13 protein-coding genes, 2 tRNA genes and 2 rRNA genes (1 of these 17 running past the window's edge) are annotated in these 21,189 nt (G+C 36.3%); 14 read left to right on the top strand and 3 right to left on the bottom strand.

Going from position 1 to position 21,189, the window contains the following annotated elements:
* The first annotated feature begins 1 nt into the window (after position 1).
* The 6 genes from EG344_RS06155 to polA all read left to right on the top strand — a co-directional run bounded on the left by EG344_RS06155 (position 2) and on the right by polA (position 7,173).
* Positions 2–1,063, top strand: coding sequence for a LysM peptidoglycan-binding domain-containing protein (locus EG344_RS06155; protein WP_123908727.1), 1,062 nt, complete (start codon positions 2–4; stop codon positions 1,061–1,063).
* Positions 1,063–2,202, top strand: a complete 1,140-nt coding sequence (locus EG344_RS06150) for a PAAR-like protein (RefSeq protein WP_123908725.1) — start codon at positions 1,063–1,065, stop codon at positions 2,200–2,202. Before EG344_RS06155 ends, EG344_RS06150 begins: the two co-directional genes overlap by 1 nt.
* Positions 2,202–2,825: a hypothetical protein gene (locus EG344_RS06145; protein ID WP_123908724.1), complete on the top strand. Its 624-nt coding sequence runs from the start codon at positions 2,202–2,204 to the stop codon at positions 2,823–2,825. Before EG344_RS06150 ends, EG344_RS06145 begins: the two co-directional genes overlap by 1 nt.
* A 434-nt stretch (positions 2,826–3,259) precedes the next feature.
* Positions 3,260–3,673 (top strand): type VI secretion system tube protein TssD, encoded by a 414-nt coding sequence (tssD, locus tag EG344_RS06140; RefSeq protein WP_123859320.1) that lies wholly within the window; start codon positions 3,260–3,262, stop codon positions 3,671–3,673.
* A 98-nt stretch (positions 3,674–3,771) separates the two neighbouring features.
* On the top strand, positions 3,772–4,203 hold the full coding sequence (locus EG344_RS06130) for a hypothetical protein (protein WP_123908722.1): 432 nt from the start codon (positions 3,772–3,774) through the stop codon (positions 4,201–4,203).
* A 135-nt stretch (positions 4,204–4,338) separates the two neighbouring features.
* Complete coding sequence (polA, locus tag EG344_RS06125) at positions 4,339–7,173, top strand: DNA polymerase I (RefSeq protein ID WP_123908720.1); 2,835 nt, start codon at positions 4,339–4,341, stop codon at positions 7,171–7,173.
* Positions 7,174–7,943: 770 nt separating this feature from the next.
* Here the strand turns inward: polA and EG344_RS06115 are convergent.
* Entirely contained in the window at positions 7,944–8,342 is a 399-nt protein-coding gene (locus EG344_RS06115) for an immunity 22 family protein (RefSeq protein WP_123908717.1), read from the bottom strand.
* 257 nt (positions 8,343–8,599) lie between these two features.
* Here EG344_RS06115 and EG344_RS06110 point away from each other — a divergent pair, with 257 nt between their 5' ends.
* The gene (locus EG344_RS06110) at positions 8,600–9,247 is read left to right on the top strand and encodes an MgtC/SapB family protein (RefSeq protein WP_123908715.1); all 648 of its coding nucleotides are present in this window, start codon (positions 8,600–8,602) and stop codon (positions 9,245–9,247) included.
* A gap of 36 nt (positions 9,248–9,283) precedes the next feature.
* Here EG344_RS06110 and EG344_RS06105 read toward each other — a convergent pair whose 3' ends face one another.
* Positions 9,284–9,763: a copper resistance protein NlpE gene (locus tag EG344_RS06105; protein WP_228412865.1), complete on the bottom strand. Its 480-nt coding sequence runs from the start codon at positions 9,761–9,763 to the stop codon at positions 9,284–9,286.
* A gap of 240 nt (positions 9,764–10,003) precedes the next feature.
* On the opposite strand from EG344_RS06105, the gene EG344_RS06100 reads away from it, so the two are divergent.
* From EG344_RS06100 to EG344_RS06090, 3 genes are all read left to right on the top strand, one after another.
* Entirely contained in the window at positions 10,004–12,142 is a 2,139-nt protein-coding gene (locus EG344_RS06100; protein ID WP_123908714.1) for a S46 family peptidase, read from the top strand.
* Between the two features lie 68 nt (positions 12,143–12,210).
* On the top strand, positions 12,211–13,212 hold the full coding sequence (locus EG344_RS06095; RefSeq protein ID WP_123908713.1) for a polysaccharide deacetylase family protein: 1,002 nt from the start codon (positions 12,211–12,213) through the stop codon (positions 13,210–13,212).
* Positions 13,209–14,294, top strand: a complete 1,086-nt coding sequence (locus EG344_RS06090) for a GNAT family N-acetyltransferase (RefSeq protein ID WP_123908712.1) — start codon at positions 13,209–13,211, stop codon at positions 14,292–14,294. Before EG344_RS06095 ends, EG344_RS06090 begins: the two co-directional genes overlap by 4 nt.
* Positions 14,295–14,362: 68 nt before the next feature.
* Here EG344_RS06090 and EG344_RS06085 read toward each other — a convergent pair whose 3' ends face one another.
* The gene (locus EG344_RS06085) at positions 14,363–17,230 is read right to left on the bottom strand and encodes a M16 family metallopeptidase (RefSeq protein WP_123908711.1); all 2,868 of its coding nucleotides are present in this window, start codon (positions 17,228–17,230) and stop codon (positions 14,363–14,365) included.
* 1,590 nt (positions 17,231–18,820) lie between these two features.
* Here EG344_RS06085 and EG344_RS06080 point away from each other — a divergent pair.
* The 4 genes from EG344_RS06080 to EG344_RS06065 all read left to right on the top strand — a co-directional run.
* Positions 18,821–20,337 (top strand): 16S ribosomal RNA (locus tag EG344_RS06080).
* Positions 20,338–20,551: 214 nt separating this feature from the next.
* A tRNA-Ile gene (locus EG344_RS06075) sits at positions 20,552–20,625 on the top strand.
* Between the two features lie 87 nt (positions 20,626–20,712).
* A tRNA-Ala gene (locus tag EG344_RS06070) sits at positions 20,713–20,786 on the top strand.
* 197 nt (positions 20,787–20,983) lie between these two features.
* Positions 20,984–21,189, top strand: a 23S ribosomal RNA gene (locus EG344_RS06065); it runs 2,553 nt beyond the window's last position.
* Together the 16S and 23S rRNA genes with 2 tRNA genes alongside form the textbook arrangement of a ribosomal RNA operon.

The following is a 21,189-nucleotide window of genomic DNA, read 5'->3' as shown; positions in this document are numbered from 1 at the left end:
AATGAATTTGGTAAACTATAAAATAAAAGGAGGAGATTCCTTAGAAACAATCGCTGCACATTTTAACATAAATGTAAAAGAACTTGTGGCGTTTCATAATAAAAATGCAGTGATGACTCAACAGATTTATGGAAAAGAAATCCCGATTCATATCAGGCATTTAATTATAAATCCAATTGTAACCATTGATGAAAAAAGTTCTGCTGAAGATCTTGAGGAAATTCATTTCGGAAGAAATTTGATGTACAGGACGGAAATGATCGTTGGGACGGTATTGGAGCAAGTAATGGTAGATAATAGTACTTACAAATCTCAGTATAAAGTAGGGTTGGATCAGAACAATACTTTGGCAAGTGTTCTGCTTCAGGAAAGCCATGTTACAAGTTCACCTCAGATGCTACAAGCTGGCATGGAACTTATCGCCGAAATAGATAAGATAAAATGTAACTCTGTATTTAGATTAGATCCGGAATCAGGAAAAATTAAAAAAATTATCAACTATAAATCAATAATTGATGAATGGGATCACTATAAGGCAGGGCTTGAAAGCAGAAAAACTGTTTTGAAGTTATCTCAGAACAGAAAAGATATAGATGATTTTATTGCCGGAGTTGAAGCTGTTTTGAAACCTGAGAAAAAACTTATAGAAGATTATTATAATAAAATGTTCTATGAATTGTTTTTTACAAAACATTTGCAGGGAAATCGTGATTTTCTTCAGAAGTATTCCCGTACTTATTATTCTACTTTATTTGATAAAGAAGCGGTGATTCTTAATTTTACATCAACTGTTCTTGAGGAAACTGATGAAATACTGAAAATAAGAAGGGTGAGTGCTATGGAGTATCCTTCTTTGAATATGGAAAAGATAGTGAATCTGTATAATGAAAGAATTAAGCCGATGGTACAGTTTAATTTTTCAGAATATAACTTCAGCTATAGGGAAACCTTTATCTGGAATAAAACTGATCATGTTTTACAGGAGTCTCATGTCACTGTGATAGAAGAAGTGAAAAATAATGTTCAACTACTCATAGATTTTAACCTAAAGCGATTTGAATAATGGCACAATCATTTATACCTGAAGGCACCATGATGGTTTGTACAGAGATGAAATCTCCTATGGACAACACCATTGTCAGATACAGAGATACAGCAGATGTATTCCTGGCCAGTAAAAAAGTATATTTACTTACTGAGAAAGATTTAAAATTACAACTGGCTTTTGTTTGTAATATTAATAGTAAATTTTGGGGTGGATTGAAAATGCTGGCGGCAGTTGTAGCCATAGGAGCATTGGCTATTGCTACAGTAGCAACAGGAGGTCTACTCTTAGTAGCAGCAGGAGTTGCTATAGCCGCAGTAGGTGTTTCTTCTTTTGCAAGTTATAGAGAAGCCAATCACGACTGTGATTTTACCACAAAATCGAAATGGATCAATGTACATGATACCGTTACCTTAAATGGTCATAAAGCCCTTATCCAAAACTCTAAACTGATTTGTAGTAAAGGTGGAGCACTTTCATTAGTCGTTGATCCCGTGTTGGCAAGAGCCGCAGCACAAAAAATTGCAGCTAACAATACGGAGGAATATAATGCTCATCTTAATTCTCAAATTATACAGGGAGGGTTGTTTGTATTATCTTCAGGTGGAGATCCAAGAAACCTTGCCTTTGGTTTTCCTCTTACCGTTTGGAACTATACAAATGGAGAAAATGGTAAACAGGATAAAAGAAAAGAAGAAATAGAAGCTCGTATCAACAATGATAATTATAAAACAACCCGCGACTCTGCTGGAACATCAATATATGACGGAACGATACAGGCAGGAAGAGATGCTGGTATAGGAACTGCTTTGGAATTGGGGTATAATCCGGCATTGATGAATTCTGCGCTTAATAATGTAGATATTATAAAAGCTTATCCTGGTGTAGTAAGTGCTTCTGTAAGATCAGCTTATCCCAGTGCAGCACTTCGCTTAAATTCCTCTCTGTATCTTGCGGCTGCCAGACAGACTTTTAATCCAGAATTAGGAAAAGGACTGGCAAAAGGTTTTGCTTGGGGCGTGGCTGGAGCAGTAGTAGATGCTGGTTTCGATGTTTATGAAAACAGTTTATATGATGATACAATCAAATTTTTTAGACAACTATCTGATGATAATTTGAAATCAAAAGGAGTTAATATTATAGCAAAGAATAAATAATGAAAGGAATAGGGTATTTTTTAGGAGCAGTGTTTGGCGCGGCATTATTGTTTTTTATAATAAGTTATATTTTTTTGAGACCTAGAGATATTAGTAATAAAGAAATTAAACAATTTATAACTGACTCAGAATTAAAAAAGATAGATATTGTACCGCATGTTGGAGGGATTTTGTCCAAAGATGATGAAAGATTAGGTACGGATATAGTTAGTAAGATGACTTATTTTAGTAATCGAAATATGTCTTATATACGTGCCGATACTTATACTTTTTTTTGTAAGGAACTTAATAAGTATGTGAGTACATACGTAATAAGTGAAGGTGGAGGAATGAATTCTGAATTTCTGCAATTTGGAGATAAAGATAAGGATAAAACAATTTGGCCTGACATATATATGTATTATAATAAAAAACAAAATACTGATCCTTCTTATGGCAGAATAGATAAGCCTTTGCCTATTCTGCATTTTCGCAGTTCTGATCCTAAACTTCGCTCTATGCGACAAAATAATAAAGACTCGGATCCTGCTTATCTGAAAATAGTTTATGAAGAAAATGTAAAGCTTTACCTACAATATTTTATAGATAAAGAAGATTTCAAAAAGCTTTTTCCTGATTCATGAAGGGAGTAGGGTATTAATTATTAAAAAGATGCTCTATTAGCGAAACGGATAATATGATTTCTATTATTGTTGATTTTGACCATAAAAAGAATAATAAGTTTCAGAATGTATATTAGTATTCTATCCTTTAAAAATGATGAGGTTTGAATGGTTTCTTTAGCCGTCATAAAGTATGTTTTGTAACATAGTATTTCTCTTTATGGTGTGATAATTAATATATTTATGTTTTTTTGTGATTATAGTTAAAATATTTATTATTAATAGTTTGTGTGGTATTTTAACTCCATTGTCGTAGAATTACGACATAAAATCGTAGAACTACTACAATTTTTCAGATTTCCTTCCAAAAGCTTTTTTTTCAATTTTGAGGACTCTATCTTTGTCATACAATTATCGAATAACATAAATATTACTAACGATTAAAATTTACAATCATGGCAGAAAGAAATTCAAGAGGAATCTTAAAATTCAACAACGGAGAAGGTCAGAAATTATTAAAAATGAACTACAGCGTATCAAGATCAACTGACGTATCAGGACGTGTAGCATCAGATCCTTCTAACGCACTTATCAAAGTTACAGTAGAAGCTACTGAAAAATCAGACATCCTTGAAAGCTTATTGAACGGAAAATATAAGCCAACTGTAGGAGAGATTATCTTTAATAAATCTCACGAAGAAGGAACATTAATTAACCTGAAGTGGGAAAACGGATATGTTATCCAACACGAAGTAGACTTTGATGCTATTGACAGCAACAGTATGCTAATCAGCTTCGTAATCAGTGCTGAAACTATTGACTACGGTACTTCTCAGTACGCTGGGCTTTGGCCATCTGCTGGTAAATAAACCAGAACAACAAAACTTAAAAAAACTAATGGAACAGTATGCTTATAGAGTATACTGTTCTGTTTTTTACTCCATACACGACTAAAAATTATATAAAAATGTTCAGACAAATTCTGTTAACTCTCACTTTTACAATCTCATTCATTACTTTACAGGCACAAAATACTTCCTCTCTATACAAAGGTACAGTGAACGGAAAAATGCCGGTAACCTTATTTTTACAATCTGTAGAAAACGGCTGTGGCGGAGATCCTTATTATAATGGCATGTACCGTTACGAAAAAGTAAGCAATTGGCTGCAACTTAATGTTACAGAAGGAATCAACCAACAGTTTGCGATGGTAGAAGAAGGCTTCACAGGACTGATGATTCTAAAGAAAGATGGCGAAACCATGAATGGAACCTGGATAAGCCCGGACGGTAAAAAACAAATTCCGGTACAGCTGAAAAAAGTAAGCATAGGCAAAAAAGATATGGAAAGCTATGAGAAAAGAATGGAACAGTTGAACTACGAAAACCACGATTGCTAATTAGAGATTAGAAGCTCACCCAACATTTTATACCATTCAGTCTTCTATCTCAAATCACGAACCACGCATCCCGAATCCATTCCAAAACTAGCAACTTATCTTCCTATTTTCTTATATTTGTTCATTATAGATAATATGGACGCAACACAAGATAAAAGGCTGTTTCTCATCGATGCTTATGCGATGATTTTCAGAGGATATTACGCATTGATCAGGAATCCGAGATTAACAAGCACCGGTTTGGATACTTCTGCCATCTTTGGCTTTACCAACTCCTTGATCGAATTGATCAGAAGAGAAAAACCTACTCATTTAGCAGTTGTTTTTGATGTAGGAAGAGCAAGCGTAAGAACTGATGATTTTGCTGACTATAAAGCGAACAGAAGTGAAACTCCTGAAGCCATCAAAATTGCCGTTCCATATATTCACAGGATTCTGGAAGGAATGCACATTCCAATTCTTGGAGTAGAAGGGTATGAAGCAGATGATGTGATAGGTACCATTGCATGCAAAGCCGAAAAAGAAGGGTATACCACTTTCATGGTAACTCCTGATAAAGACTTTGCTCAGTTGGTTACAGATAAAATCAAAATTTATAAGCCGGGATTAAAAGGAGGGGATATCGAAATTCTTGGCGTGGAAGAAGTGAAAGCCAAATATGAGATTGAAGACCCAAAACAGGTCATCGATTATCTGGCCATGATGGGAGATGCAGTGGATAACATCCCTGGATTGGAAGGCGTAGGAGAGAAAACTGCTATGAAATTCCTTAAAGAATTTGGAAGCATTGAAAACCTATTGGCAAATACAGATAAGCTAAAAGGAAAGCTGAAGGAAAAAGTAGAAGCCTCTGCAGAACGTGGCATTTTGTCTAAAAAACTGGCAACTATTATATGTGATGCCCCGATAGAATTCCATCAGGAACAATACGATCTGGAAACGCCTGATTTTGAAAAAGTAAAGGAAGTTTTCGAAGAAATAGAATTCCGAAGACTGTATGAAAATCTTTACAGAGCCTTTGCTCCGGCAGTAACAGAAACCGTTGTCGTAAGTGAAGTGGAAGTGAAACAGACTCCCACGGGAACAGAAATAAAAGGACAGGCAATGCAGCTTGATCTTTTTGCCAATTTCGAAGAATTGGATCAGGCAACTTCTACAAAATCTTCTATTGAACATAACGATCACCTTTATCAGTTTGTTGATAATCCAAAAGCTCAGAAAAAACTGGTAGACAATCTTTTGAAACAAAGAGCGGTATGTTTTGACACAGAAACCACTTCATTGAATGAGCTGGAAGCAGAACTGGTAGGAATGAGTTTTTCTTACAAAAAAGGATTAGCATATTACATTCCTTTATCTGAAAGTAGAGAAGAAGTATTACAAACCCTTGAAATCTTCAGACCGTTTTTTGAGAAAGAAGATTTACTGAAAATCGCTCACAATTTAAAATTCGATTATAAAATATTAAAACAGTACGACATCACCGTTAAAGGAGCGATGTTTGATACCATGATTGCCCATTACCTGTTAAATCCTGATGGAAGACATGGCATGGACTATCTTTCTGAAGTATTTTTGAATTATAAACCTGTTTCCATTGAAACAATCATTGGAAAAAAGGGAAAAAAACAAGGAACCTTCAGAGATGCAGACCTTAGAACACAAACAGATTATGCTGCGGAAGATGCAGATGTAACCTTCCAATTGTATGAGTTGTTTGCTCCACAACTAAAAAAAGAAAACCTGGAAGATCTTTTCTTCAATATTGAAATGCCTCTGATGGAAGTATTGGCGAAGATGGAGCTGGCAGGGATTTCTTTAGATGAAAAATGGTTGGCACAGGAAAGTATTGATCTTGAAAATGACCTGAGAAATTTAGAAAAAACAATTTTTGAACTCTCAGAAGAAGAATTCAATATGAATTCTCCAAAGCAACTGGGAGAAATTTTGTTTGAAAAAATGCAGCTTGATCCAAAAGCCAAAAAAACGAAAACAGGACAATATGCTACTTCGGAAGATGTACTTCAGAAACTGGCTTCAAAGCATGAAATCATCAAGCATATTCTGGAATACAGAACCTATCAGAAATTAAAATCAACCTATGTAGATGCATTGCCGTCGCAGATTGATAAATTAGATAATAGAGTGCATACCAATTTCTCTCAGACTACAGCTGCAACAGGTCGTTTGGCAAGTGTGAATCCGAACCTGCAGAATATTCCGATCAGAACATTGAGAGGACAGCAGATTCGTGGAGCCTTTGTTTCTGGAGAAGGAAAGAAGATTATTTCTGCCGATTACTCACAGATCGAACTTCGTCTTATTGCTGAAATTTCAGGAGAAGACAATATGATTAAAGCATTCCAGGATGGAGAAGATATTCACGCGTCTACTGCTGCAAAACTCTTTAAAATTCCTTTGGAAGAAGTTTCAAAAACGCAAAGAAGCCAGGCCAAGACAGTAAACTTTGGAATTATTTACGGACAGGGAGCTTTTGCATTAGCAGAACAAACCGGATTATCCCGTACTGAAGCCAAACAGATGATCGAAGCCTATTTCGAAACCTATCCAAAACTGAAGGAATACATGGCAGAGCAGGTAAACAAGGCCCGTCAGATGGGATATGTTGAAACTATTCTGGGAAGAAAGCGCCACTTAAAAGATATTAATTCCAACAATTTTGTAGTAAGAGGACATGCAGAAAGAAATGCTGTGAACGCTCCGGTACAAGGAAGTGCAGCCGATGTTGTAAAGTTGGCAATGATTAAAATAGATAGAGAATTGGAAGAACAACAAATGAAGACTAAAATGCTGCTTCAGGTACATGACGAATTGGTATTCGAAGCTCCGGCAGACGAAATTGAAGCCGCTTCAAAACTAATTAAAACTGAAATGGAAAATGCCTTGAAAACACAGGTTCCGTTATTGGTAGAAATTGGAGTTGGGAATAACTGGCTGGAAGCACATTAATAATCTAAACTTACTTAAATATATAAAAAACTTCTGCTTATAAGCAGAAGTTTTTTTATGTTTATCTACTTCTTGACGGTGCGCTTCGGGTATGTGGTCTGACATATGTTCCGTCTTTTCTATGATATCCTTTCACACTTACACTACCACCTGATGAATTTGTTCTACTAGAACTATAATTGTATGTCGACGGGGTCGTTGGAGCTTTTACTGAAGTATAACTGCTGTATGAAGTATAAACCGGATTATATGCCCATCCGGAGTAATTGTTCCATTTTATTTTTTTATAATTCTTTTTATTGAGTTGAGTTGATAAGAATACCTCAGTGTTTTTTGGTACTATAGTTAGAATATTAGTGGAATCCGAAGATCTATAAATTGTAGCATCTTCAGACAATAAAACAGTGTAGTAATTAGTGGAACATGATACTGCGGTTACACATATTATCAATAAGAAGAATAAATTAAAAATACGTTTCATGATGTCATTTTATATGTTCAAATCTATCATGTATTTTAATAACTCCTTTACGGAAACCCGTATTCTAAAATAATTAAAGAAAAATGATTTTACAATTGCGAAGAATTGTGTTTTATTAATCTTATTAGAGCCAGATCATCTGTTGGCTATAAGATATTCAGTGCAGCTAATATTTTAAAATTTGTGTTTTTGATTTCTGAAAAACTAAGAATTCCATCTCTGAAAACATCTTAAATGAAAACCAAGGCTGTAAAGGAAATACAGCCAGGTATTCTAGTTCTTATCGTATTTAAACGTCAAATTCAATCTCGCCAATATAATACAATTTGTTTTCTTCACCATCCACAGAAACAGGATTAGGAATAATAAATCTGCTGGCAAAAACGATAGCATTTACTGGAGTATCCAGGCTTAGGTCATTAAGCTTTTGCTCTAGAACCGGAAGCCATTGGTCTGCATAGGAATATTCTGAAAACTTTTCAACCAGCCCCAATCTTTCATCTTCAAAACCGTATTCTATAAAGTCATCATCAAACCACTTGATGTTCTGAGACTCTGCAAATTTTGAAACATACTGATCATCATTTTCCTCTTCCAGATAATAATTTTCATCCTCTTCTACAAAAGCATAAAATTCTTCTTCATTTTTAAAATACCCCAGCCAGAAGTGAGAAATTTCTTTGTCCATAATGTATTGTTTGTTGTATTATTTAATATATTCATTTAGAATGAGCTTTCCATGGTATTGATCTTTATCAACATGTCAAACTCATTTTTTAGGTTGAAAAATTAAGAGTAAGACTTATTTTTCCAATTCGAAGTGTAATATTACAAAAGTTTTCCGTTACATTCCGATTTTTAAGTAATACTCCATAAAGTCTGGGCATCAAAAATAGTTCCGTACTATTTTTTATTGTACATTTATTCTGTTGTTAAATTTTAAAAATGGAATTTCTACAGGACCATTATGTCGTTAAGAATGAGTTATTATTAATCTTTATTTCAGTGATTCTAGGATTACTGATTGGGGCTGAACGGGAGTACCGTAACAAATCAGCAGGGCTCCGTACCTTTATTCTGGTTTGCTTTGGTGCCTGTTTGTTTACCATTCTATCCATTAAAATAGGTGTTGCCAATCCGGATCGTTTGGCAGCTAATATCATTACAGGAATTGGTTTTTTGGGAGCTGGAGTGATCTTTAAAGGTGAAAATAAGATCGAAGGAATTACAACAGCCACTACCATTTGGGCAACAGCTTCCATAGGAATGGCAGTAGGTTCAGGATATGTTTACTTTTCTCTTTTGGGAACAGCTTTGGTACTTATTATTCTGAGCGCATTAACCTATCTGCAAAGTTTTATAGATAATTACAACAAGATCAGGGAATATAGAATAGGTGTAACAAATTCAGCAGACTTAAAACATTGTGAAGAACTTTTTAGAAAACACCATTTAAAGTATTTATTAATCAAACAACAATATACACAAGGTAATATCACTGCAACCTGGAGACTGACAGGTAAGAGTACCCATCATGAGGGATTGATAATAGACTTGGTTGTTGATTCAAAGATCATAGCCTATCAGTTTTAGAATAAAGCAAAAAAATAAAGGCCGAAGCCTTTATTTTTATTTTTTCTTGAATACATACAGATCCTTGTTAGGCCCATCAATTTCTTTTCCATCCATATCAAGCTGGAAAAGCATATTTTCACCAACTTTATATTTATAGTTTGCTGTTTTACCTTTTAAGGTAATAATGCTTCCTGCAGCATCCCATGTGAAAGAACCTTTGTCTTCATTCTTTGATTTTCTTTCCAGATATTCTTCTGTAATACTGAAAGTATTATTATTGTTAAGGGTTAATGAAGTCTTGATTCCCGGACAGTCAGCACATGGAACCACGGCTTCGTAAGTACCACTCCAATCCAAAGAATTCTCTGAAGTATCTCCCAGTGCACTTGTTACAGGGTGAACTGTACTGTCTGTAGCTGTTGCTTGAGCAGAATCTGTAGCTGATGTTTTAGCATCTACCGTTTCTTTTTTAGAGCATGAAGCAAGGAATAAGGCCGCTCCAATTCCAAGGATAAGTGTTTTGTTTTTCATCATAATAATTAATTTAAGTATGTTTTTAAACTGACAAACTTGAAACAAAAATTGAGCCAAGAGAATGAGCCAGAGAGAATGATAAAGAAGGAGAGATGTCAATAGTCAATTCACTTGTCCATTCTTTATATTCAACAAGAATTCCCTCTTCACTTGCGAAGCAAAATTGACAGTTGATATTTTACCCGTGTTTTATGGGTCCTATTCTTATTTTTCTTCGTAAATTCGGGCAAAATTTTGATTATGACAAAAAAGATACTTTTATCCGTATTTCTTTTGCCGGCTGCAATGGCATTTGCACAACAATATGGTGGAATGTGGATTCCTACAGAACTGAATGAAAAGGAAATGAAGGATTTAGGAATGAAAATCTCTGCAAAAGATATTTTCAATCCTCAGAAACCTAGCATAAAGGATGCTGTAGTACAGTTTAACGGCGGATGTACCGCGGAGATTATTTCTCCTAAGGGATTGTTACTGACTAACCACCACTGTGGGTTTGGTCAGATTCAGGCACATTCTACGGTTCAGAATGACCTTCTTTCAAATGGTTTCTGGGCTAAAAATATGAATGGCGAGCTTCCTAACCCGGGAGTAAAAGTAGATTTTATTGTAGATATAAAAGATGTGAGCTTCCAGATTTTGGAAGGAACAGATCATCTTACAGAACCTGAGCTTACCAAAAAGATCAACAACAATATTGAAGTTTATAAAAACTCTCAGAAAATTGAATCGTACCAATCGATTATGATAAAGCCAATGTACTATGGAAACAAGTACTATGCTTATACAATCGAAACCTATAAAGATATCCGTCTTGTTGGGGCACCGCCTCAAAGCATCGGGAAATTCGGAAGTGATACAGACAACTGGGTTTGGCCTAGACATACCGGAGATTTCTCAATGTTCAGAATCTATGCAGACAAAGACAACAAGCCTGCAGAGTATTCAAAAGATAACGTACCTTACGTTCCGAAACATTATTTACCGGTTTCCATCAAGGATAAGAATGAAAATGATTTCACATTTGTTTTCGGATTCCCTGGAAGAACCACAGAATATCTCCCGGCAGTAGCAGTAGAAAAAATCATGAATGAAATTGATCCTGCAAGAATTGCTGTACGTGATGTAGCCTTAAAAACACTGGACGAAAAAATGCGTGTAGATAACGAAACACGTATTAAGTATGCTTCCAAATACGCATCTGTAGCCAATTACTGGAAAAAATGGATCGGTGAAGTAGAAGGATTAAAAAAATCCAATGCAGTTGAGAAAAAAGTAATGTATGAAGGTTCTTTAGTTTCTAAAAATCCAGAAGTTAAGACAACTTTAGATCAACTGAACAAACTTTACAATGAACAGGCTCCTTATGCGTTAAACAATGCTTATTACACAGAAGTGGTAAGAAATGCTGAGACTTTGAAGCTGGCAGGAGATTATTATGACTTTGTAAGTACTGTGGAAGCTGGCAGAATGGATGAGAAGGAGCTTACGAAGCTAAAAACAAAATTAACTTCTTTCTATAAAGACTATAGCGCAGAACTTGATGCTAAAGTAACAGCAAAACTATTGGCTTTATATACCAATAAAACAGCTCCACAATTTTTACCGGCAGGATTCAACAAGTATAAGGATGAAAATACAAACATTCCTTTAGTTGAAGATATGTCAAAAAATTCTATTATTACAGGAAGAACAGCTGTAAATGGAGCAACACTGACTACAGACATCGATAAGGCATTCTCTAATCAGGATAAGTTGATTAAAACATTAAAAAAAGATCCTATCTATCAGCTTTACGTTTCTATGAAAGAGACCTATATGAAAGCAGCAGATCCACAATACTCTTCAATTCAGGCAAAAATTGATGCTTTACAGAAGAAGTTTATGGCTCAGCAGATGGAAACGGATAAAGACAGAAAATTCTTCCCGGATGCCAACTCTACCCTTCGTGTAACTTATGGTAAGGTTAAAGGTTCAGCTCCAAGAGATGCAGTTTCTTACGGGTACCAGACTCATCTTGCCGGAGTGATGGAGAAATATATTCCTGGAGATTATGAATTTGACGTTCCTAAGAAATTGATTGAGCTCTACAACAAGAAAGACTTCGGAATCTATAAAGATAAAACTGGTGATGTTCCTGTAGGATTTACAGCAACCAACCATACAACAGGGGGGAATTCAGGAAGTCCAACTCTTGATGCCAATGGAAATCTGATAGGTCTTAACTTCGACAGACAGTGGGAGGGAACTATGAGTGATATTAACTTCGACCCACGTTTCAGCAGAAACATCATGGTAGATACAAAATATATTCTTTTCATCGTTGATAAATTCGCAGATGCTAAATGGCTTGTTGATGAAATGAAAGTAATAAAATAATTTTAAAAAGTTATACCTTTAAAGAATCTATTTGAATTTATTTCGAATAGATTCTTTTTATTTTTAGGATGAAAGATCAGATCATTAATCTATTTACTGCTTTTGAAACAGATCATTTCGGAAAGTCTTTTCCGTTGGATTACTGTTTACCTGTTTATCATTGTGTTTCCGATGAAAAGCTTCCCCATATCAGACATGTGATTCAATACAAGAATACCAGACAGTTTGAAGCAGATATTGACTGCCTTTCAAAACATTTTCAATGGGTAAACTGGCAAGAATTCAAAGATTTTACTTCAGGAAATTTCAAACCTCAAAAAAAGATCGCTTTACTTACCTTTGATGATGGTCTCAGAGAATTTTATGAAATAGTTGCTCCTATATTAGAACGTAAAGGAATTTACGCCTGCAATTTTATAAATCCGGCTTTCATTGACAATAAAGAAATCATGTTCAGGTGTAAAAGCAGTCTGCTTATCGATGTTTTAGAAAACAAGAAATCTGTACATCCTGAGATAAGCAGTATTCTTTCACTCAACGGTAATGCTGAAACAGAAACATTGAAAAACGAGATTCTAAAAATCACTTACCAGGAAAAAGCCATTCTGGATTCGCTTGCTGAAAAGTTAGAAGTTGATTTTAAGTCCTATTTAAAAGAACACAAGCCTTATCTAGACACGGAGGAATTAAAAAATCTTACAAATAGAGGCTTTGGAATATCATCTCATAGCTGGGATCATCCGAAATTCGGAAATTTATCTCTGGAGCAACAGATAGAATCAATAGATAAAACTTTTGTGTATTTAAAAGAAAATGACTTCCTGTATGAAAGTTTTGCCTTTCCTTTTACCGATTTCGGAGTGAAAAATGATTTCTTTGAGGCGCTTTTTACAAACAAAGAAATGTATTGTAGTTTTGGGGCAGCAGGAATTAAACTAGACAGTATAAAAAGGAATTACCAGAGAATTCCAATGGAAACAGGCGAAAGTGCAGAAAGAATCCTCAAAAAAGAAATCGCTTATTTTAAGTTGAAAAAGCTGATGAATAAAAATACTATTGTTAGAAGATGATACAGCTGAAGACATTTAATAAAAAAGAACTTGAAGATTTTGTATCATCCGGTGAATTCAGGCAGTATGATTTTCTTCCCATTACGGAACATCGTGCGATGTCACACATCCATAACCCAAAAGCAACTGAAGAGCAGACACTCCTTATTCTTGCCTTTTATGAAGGAAGATTAGCTGGATATATGGGGTGTCTCCCGGATTTTTTTGAAATTGAAGGAAAAGCCATCAGGTTTGCCTGGTTAAGTACATTGTACGTAAGCAATGAGTTCAGAGGGAAGAAAGTAGCAAAAGCACTTCTGCAAAAGGCTTTGGATGAGTACAATAATCATGTTATCATGGCAGAATTTACAAAAGAAGCTGAGGTTTTCTTTCATCATATAGGAAGCGTTGAGAGTTTTTTTCCTAAAAACGGGAAGCGATATTATTTCAGACTAGATTCAGCAACGGTTCTTTCAGGAAAAAAAACATGGATAAAGAATTTCAGGCCTCTTTTGCATCTTTCAGATACTATAGTAAATACTCTGATTGGAATAAAAAATATAGGAACAGGGAAGCCGAAGTTCAGATTTGAAGTATTGAATCAGATGGATACAGAAATCAAAAATTTTGCCTCCTCATATCATGGTCAGCGAACGGTAGATGAAATAAATTATTTTACAACAAATCCATGGATTTTGGAAGGTAGAAAAAGAGATGATAACTATTTCTTTTCCAGCTATGCTGAGGTTTTTAAATATGTTTGGGTTAAGGTATATGACAAACAAGGTAATCTGGAAACCGTATCATTATTGCTTTTACGGGATGGTCATCTTAGAATTCCTTATATTTTTTCAAACGGAAATTCAAGTATTCATAAGTTTATTCAGTTTTTAAACATTTTTATCATTCAAAATAAGGTAAAAATGATGACCGTTTACAATGAAACACTTAATGAGAAAATAAAGAAGTCTAGATCATTGTCCAGAATCTATGAAAAGGATTTCAAACGCGATTATCTTTTTCGTCAAGAATTACTACAAAGCCTTCCAAAAGATTTTAATCCTCACTTGCAAGATGGAGATGGAGATTGTATGATGACATAAGGAATGAACTGAGTAAGTACAACATAAAAAAAGCCGCCCGATAAAGATATGGAGCGGCTCTTTTATTTTTAATGTCCGAAAATATCTTTCAGACTTACTTCTGTAAAGGTTCCCATTTTACTTACAGCTTCCATATTCAGGTTTTCTTTTTTACCGATAATAGCTGTATTAAAATCTACGGATTGAATTTCCGAGTGATAAAACTCTCTGATATCTTCAAATTTCAATACCTGGATCTGATTAAAGATATCTTTTCTGAAATCATGATCAATCCCCAGCTTCTTCAATCTTAAAGTGTTGAAGAAGATATTGCCTCTGGTAACTCTGGTAGAAGCGATCTGTTTTAAAGCCGCATTTTTAGCATTTTCAAACTGGATGGTAACCTCAGGAAGCTCATTCATCAGCTCATCCATTGTGTCAACAGCAATCATCAATTTGTCCGGTTGTGTTCCGATATAAGTGGTAACATAATCCGGATGATTTAATTCAGCATTGGCTGAATAAGAAACATAGGCGGAATAGGCTAAACTTTTACTCTCACGAATCTCCTGGAAAACAATGGAAGATAATCCCCGACCAAAATATTCATTGAAAACATTCATCTTTCCAAAATAAGCAGGATTAACCATATTTCCCTTACCTACTTTACTCATTTCCATCTGAACCATATCATAATCAATAAAATATACATTTCCTCCGGTAGCAGGTTCTGGATATTGTTTTGGCTCAGGAATCTGAAGACTCTCCGTTTCTGTGTATTCACCAATATATCCCTTGAATGCTTCAAAATCTTTTCCATAAAAGAAAATCTGGTAAGGATATTTGAACAGCTGTTTCATTCGGTCAGTAAATACTTCAGCCTTACTGCTTTCAAGCTCCTCCTTAGAAATAATGTCCGTAAAACGAGAAGCGCTTCCTAATTTGGTATAATTAGTAAGAGCTGTCATGATACGGTTTTTATCTTTCTTCATAGCCTGACGGTTTTCCAGTACGGTTCCTACAAATTGATTGTAGATCTCCTGATCCGGCTGTACACGGTACATCCATTGCTGAAGAAGTGAAATTCCTTTTTCAATATTTTCCTCCAATCCGCTCAGGGAGATTAATAACTGATTATTGCTTGTTTTAAAATCATTGCTGATTCCAATTTTGAAAAACTCCTTTTTCAAATCCTCAGGAGAAAACTCATCTGTCCCTAAATACTGAAGAAGTTGAGTGGAAATTCCCAGTTCACGATCATGATCACTTCCAAAAGGAAAAATAAAATGAACCTGAGCAATATCGTTGTACTTATTCTTTACAAAATTTAATTTCTTCCCTTTGATTTCGTCAGTTGCGATTTCTTTTTGATAATCAACGAATTCAGGTTTAATATCTTCTGTTTTATCAGCTAAGATCTCCTTTAAAAACTCAGATTGTGCATCACGGTTAATCTTAACAGGAGTAATTCCTGGATTGTCCACTCTAAGTAGCTTATCATTAACTCCTTTTTCTTTATTAATAACAACATAATTGTTTTTAAAGAAATCATTAGCAAAACTGATAATGTCTTCCTTAGTGAAACTTTCATACTCTTCCATTTCATTCAACTCCTGCTCCCAGCTTATCCCCTTTATGTAAATATCGTATAGGGTAGTGGCTAAGCCTTCTGCCGTTTCAAGTCCTTTCATTCTCTGAAGCTTAAAATCATTAATGATCGCCGGAAGCATCCATTCCGGAAAATCTCCCTTCTTGATAAGTTCAATTTCCTCCAGAACCATATTCGTTGCTTCTTGCAATGTTTGGGTCTCTTTCGGAACAGCAACAATAGAAAAATAACCGTATTGTTTTAATCCCACGGAAAATGCCTGTGCCCAAAGCATTTTCTGAGTCTGATTGATATGAAGGTCCAATAAACCGGCTTCCCCTCTGTTACTCAGAATATTCACAACAATATCAGCAAGCATCGCATTTCTGGTTCCATAACTATCCGTTCTCCAGGCCAACTGAACCCTTGGAGTAGTAGGACTTTTCACCGTTCTTTCAACAACTTCTGTAATGGGTTGTTCAATAATCGGGGTCTTTTTCGGAAGCTCTCTATAAGGAATAGTCCCAAAATATTGGTCTACCAACTGAATCGTCTCTTCGAAATCAAAATCCCCAACCAATACCATAGCATAATTATTAGGAACATAGTATTCATCAAAATACTTATGAATAGCCTTCATAGAAGGATTTTTCAAATGTTCAGGTTTGCCCAGTGTAGTTTGCTGCCCGTTAGGATGGGTCGGAAATAGAGCCGACATCAGTTCATAGTTAACCAATCTCGTATCATTATCCTGAGCCCTGTTGAATTCCTCATAAACAGACTCTAGTTCTGTATGGAAGAGGCGGAGAACAATCTCAGAAAATCTTTCCTTTTCTATTTTTAACCATTTTTCCAGTTCATTATTTGGAATATTGTTTTTATACACCGTCTCATCAAACCAGGTATGAGCATTCGTTCCCGTAGCTCCCAATGAGGAAATAGCCTTGTCATATTCATTGGCAATAGCATACTGGCTTGCTTCCTGAGAAACTTCGTCTATCTTTTTGTAAATATCTTTTTTCTTTTCAGGATCCTGTTCAGCTTTATGATCCTCATAAAGTGCAGAGATTTGGTCCAGAAGCTCCTTTTCTTTGGCCCAGTTTTGAGTTCCTATCCTGGAAGTTCCTTTAAACATCATGTGTTCAAGATAATGAGCAAGCCCGGTATTATCTGCAGGGTCATTATTACTACCTGTTCTTACCGGAATAAAAGTCTGTATCCTTGGGGCATCAAAGTTTTGGGCAAGGAAAACCTTCAGCCCGTTCTTCAAAGTGTAGATTCTTACGTTATTTTTATCGTGGGTTACCGTAGTATATTCGTAGTGGTTTGTATCTGTATGAACCGTTTCTTTATATTTTCTGTCTGTCATATATGAAGTCATTTCATCCTAATATAATAAGAATGTGGTACAAATGTAAGCAATCAAAAAAAAATATAATCCGCTTTTATGACTATTGCATCTATTATTATAGTTGAACAGATGAATCAGACAAAAGAAGACTTATATAATTAGGATAGTAACAGTGTTTACTTCATTCAATTTATTCCGGAGCTATTTCCCGCTATCCACTCTTACTCCTCACGCCTTTACCCTCCAAGGCTCTAACCCTCCACCTCTCCACACCCTGTTGCGGGGTAACCGTTACTATCGGGGCTAGGGTAGTAGGCATATATTATAAGTAATAAGTAATAAGTAATAAGTAATAAGTAATAAGTAATAAGTAATAGATGATAGGTTTTATTGCATAGGTAAGCATTCATATTATTAATAACTAGAATGTGTTTTTTATAAAAACCTGTCTTCTTATATATAAGTATACATCACATCTCCTGAAGTCTTTGTCATTGGCGAGGTTTAATCTTCTATTCCGGTAAGAACTCCCACAAAAGCTACCTATTCCTTTAAGAAGATCGAGTGGCTCTTTCAATTAGATATACCAGAAAGCTACTCACAATACAACCAGCACTATCATCTGTGAAAATCCGTGTCCTCTGTGGGAAATAAAAAAACACTGCGTTTTTCTATAAAATAATCTTACAGAATAACCATCATATCCTCCTGTCTCTTTATTTATCTATTTTCTCTGCACAATTTTTGTCATCCTGTAAGGATCTCAACACCGCATTATTAAAATAAACCTCTATCTATAATTTCCAACGTACAGAAATCCATCAATAGGAGTGGGCTTTAGCCCACTCAAATAAAATAAACGCCCAGCCATTGGCTTTAGCCCAAACCTATTTCAAAATAATTCTGAAAACTTACCCCATGTATTATATATCATGTATACCTTCCATTACTCATTACTCATTACCCATTACCCATTACTCATTACTCATCATTATATAGATGATATATCATATAAAAACACCCCCATTTCTTCCCAACTTTCATCCCCTTGGACCCTTTCCCTCCAATCCCCAAACAAATGTTTAAAATTTTTCTCTCATAGTACCAGTGCTTTAAGGGTAAAACATTACCTGAGTATGAATTTTATGTTAAATAAACTTGCGGGTAATGGATGAAGTTTCTATCTTTGCCCCACTGAAAAACGAAAGGGATTCAGTAAGCGCAGAAGAGCTTTTAGATAAGCATAAACATTATACTCTACGAAAGAGACAGACGAAAAAAAAACTTTTAATTTTTAGGATTTAAAAGTTGCGAGTTAAAATAAAGTTTGTATCTTTGCAGTCCCAATTAAGGGAGCGCAGGAGTAGAGAGATTGAGGGTTAGGAAAGAGATTAAGGTTACTTAAAAAAAACTTTAAAATTTTCTTTCAAAACATTTGGTCGAATCAAAATAAAGTTTTACTTTTGCACTCGCAAATACGGAGCGACACTGACAGTAAAGATTGCTTCGTTGAAAAGCGGAAGATATAAAGATCATTGACATACAATATAACAACCAAGTAAGGAAAAACTAAAGCGTTAAAAAACTTTGAGTGAGTCAGACAAACATACAATGGAGAGTTTGATCCTGGCTCAGGATGAACGCTAGCGGGAGGCCTAACACATGCAAGCTGAGCGGTAGAGATCTTTCGGGATCTTGAGAGCGGCGTACGGGTGCGGAACACGTGTGCAACCTGCCTTTATCAGGGGGATAGCCTTTCGAAAGGAAGATTAATACCCCATAATATAAGAGACGGCATCGTTTTTTATTGAAAACTCCGGTAGATAGAGATGGGCACGCGCAAGATTAGATAGTTGGTGAGGTAACGGCTCACCAAGTCTGCGATCTTTAGGGGGCCTGAGAGGGTGATCCCCCACACTGGTACTGAGACACGGACCAGACTCCTACGGGAGGCAGCAGTGAGGAATATTGGACAATGGGTTAGCGCCTGATCCAGCCATCCCGCGTGAAGGACGACGGCCCTATGGGTTGTAAACTTCTTTTGTATAGGGATAAACCTACTCTCGTGAGAGTAGCTGAAGGTACTATACGAATAAGCACCGGCTAACTCCGTGCCAGCAGCCGCGGTAATACGGAGGGTGCAAGCGTTATCCGGATTTATTGGGTTTAAAGGGTCCGTAGGCGGATCTGTAAGTCAGTGGTGAAATCTCACAGCTTAACTGTGAAACTGCCATTGATACTGCAGGTCTTGAGTGTTATTGAAGTAGCTGGAATAAGTAGTGTAGCGGTGAAATGCATAGATATTACTTAGAACACCAATTGCGAAGGCAGGTTACTAAGCAACAACTGACGCTGATGGACGAAAGCGTGGGGAGCGAACAGGATTAGATACCCTGGTAGTCCACGCCGTAAACGATGCTAACTCGTTTTTGGTTTTTCGGAATCAGAGACTAAGCGAAAGTGATAAGTTAGCCACCTGGGGAGTACGTTCGCAAGAATGAAACTCAAAGGAATTGACGGGGGCCCGCACAAGCGGTGGATTATGTGGTTTAATTCGATGATACGCGAGGAACCTTACCAAGGCTTAAATGGGAAATGACAGGTTTAGAAATAGACTTTTCTTCGGACATTTTTCAAGGTGCTGCATGGTTGTCGTCAGCTCGTGCCGTGAGGTGTTAGGTTAAGTCCTGCAACGAGCGCAACCCCTGTCACTAGTTGCCATCATTAAGTTGGGGACTCTAGTGAGACTGCCTACGCAAGTAGAGAGGAAGGTGGGGATGACGTCAAATCATCACGGCCCTTACGCCTTGGGCCACACACGTAATACAATGGCCGGTACAGAGGGCAGCTACACAGCGATGTGATGCAAATCTCGAAAGCCGGTCTCAGTTCGGATTGGAGTCTGCAACTCGACTCTATGAAGCTGGAATCGCTAGTAATCGCGCATCAGCCATGGCGCGGTGAATACGTTCCCGGGCCTTGTACACACCGCCCGTCAAGCCATGGAAGTCTGGGGTACCTGAAGTCGGTGACCGTAATAGGAGCTGCCTAGGGTAAAACAGGTAACTAGGGCTAAGTCGTAACAAGGTAGCCGTACCGGAAGGTGCGGCTGGAACATCTCATTTTAGAGCGTCGTTAGACGATAAAAAAATTAGTATCGCAAGATACAGAACTTACTTAAAGTTCAAGCTTTAGTTTTTTGTTTGGTTGATTATATTAAAAATACAAAACCCACTAGAAATTAGTAAAGGGATAGAGAGATTTTAGATTATAAATTATAGATTTTAGATTTAAAGAATCATTTAAAATTTTCAATTTAAAATTTAAAATTAATAATGAAGTCTCGTAGCTCAGCTGGTTAGAGCGCTACACTGATAATGTAGAGGTCGGCAGTTCGAGCCTGCCCGAGACTACTAATTATAAGACGGGAAGATATAAGACATCAGATGTCAGACAATAAAGTCTGTAATCTGAGATCTAAAATCTGAAGTCTACTAGAGGGGGAATTAGCTCAGCTGGCTAGAGCGCCTGCCTTGCACGCAGGAGGTCAAGGGTTCGACTCCCTTATTCTCCACATCGATGGTTTAATTTTAAAAAAGCAAATAGAGCCAAAAACAATATTTGCGAATTAGATCAGAAATAGATAAAGATCATTGACATTAACGGTAAAGACATCACAAAGAGATAACCGAGCACTTTCGAGTGCCGAGTTTATAAAAATATCGATAGACGAGAGTTTATCAAAAAATACTGAACTAATTTAATATTAGGAAAGAAATCGTTAAGGGCGTATGGCGGATGCCTAGGCTTTCAGAGGCGACGAAGGACGTGGTAAGCTGCGAAAAGCTGCGGGGATTGGCACACACGAATTGATCCGCAGATGTCCGAATGGGGCAACCCGGCTGGTTGAAGACCAGTCACCTCGTAAGAGGAGCAAACCCGGAGAACTGAAACATCTAAGTACCCGGAGGAAAAGA

It is taken from the genome of Chryseobacterium sp. G0162, from assembly GCF_003815715.1.
Classification (GTDB): Bacteria; Bacteroidota; Bacteroidia; order Flavobacteriales; family Weeksellaceae; genus Chryseobacterium.
The sequence above is the reverse complement of the archived record's forward strand: the minus strand, read 5'-3'. Positions and strand labels throughout refer to the sequence as shown.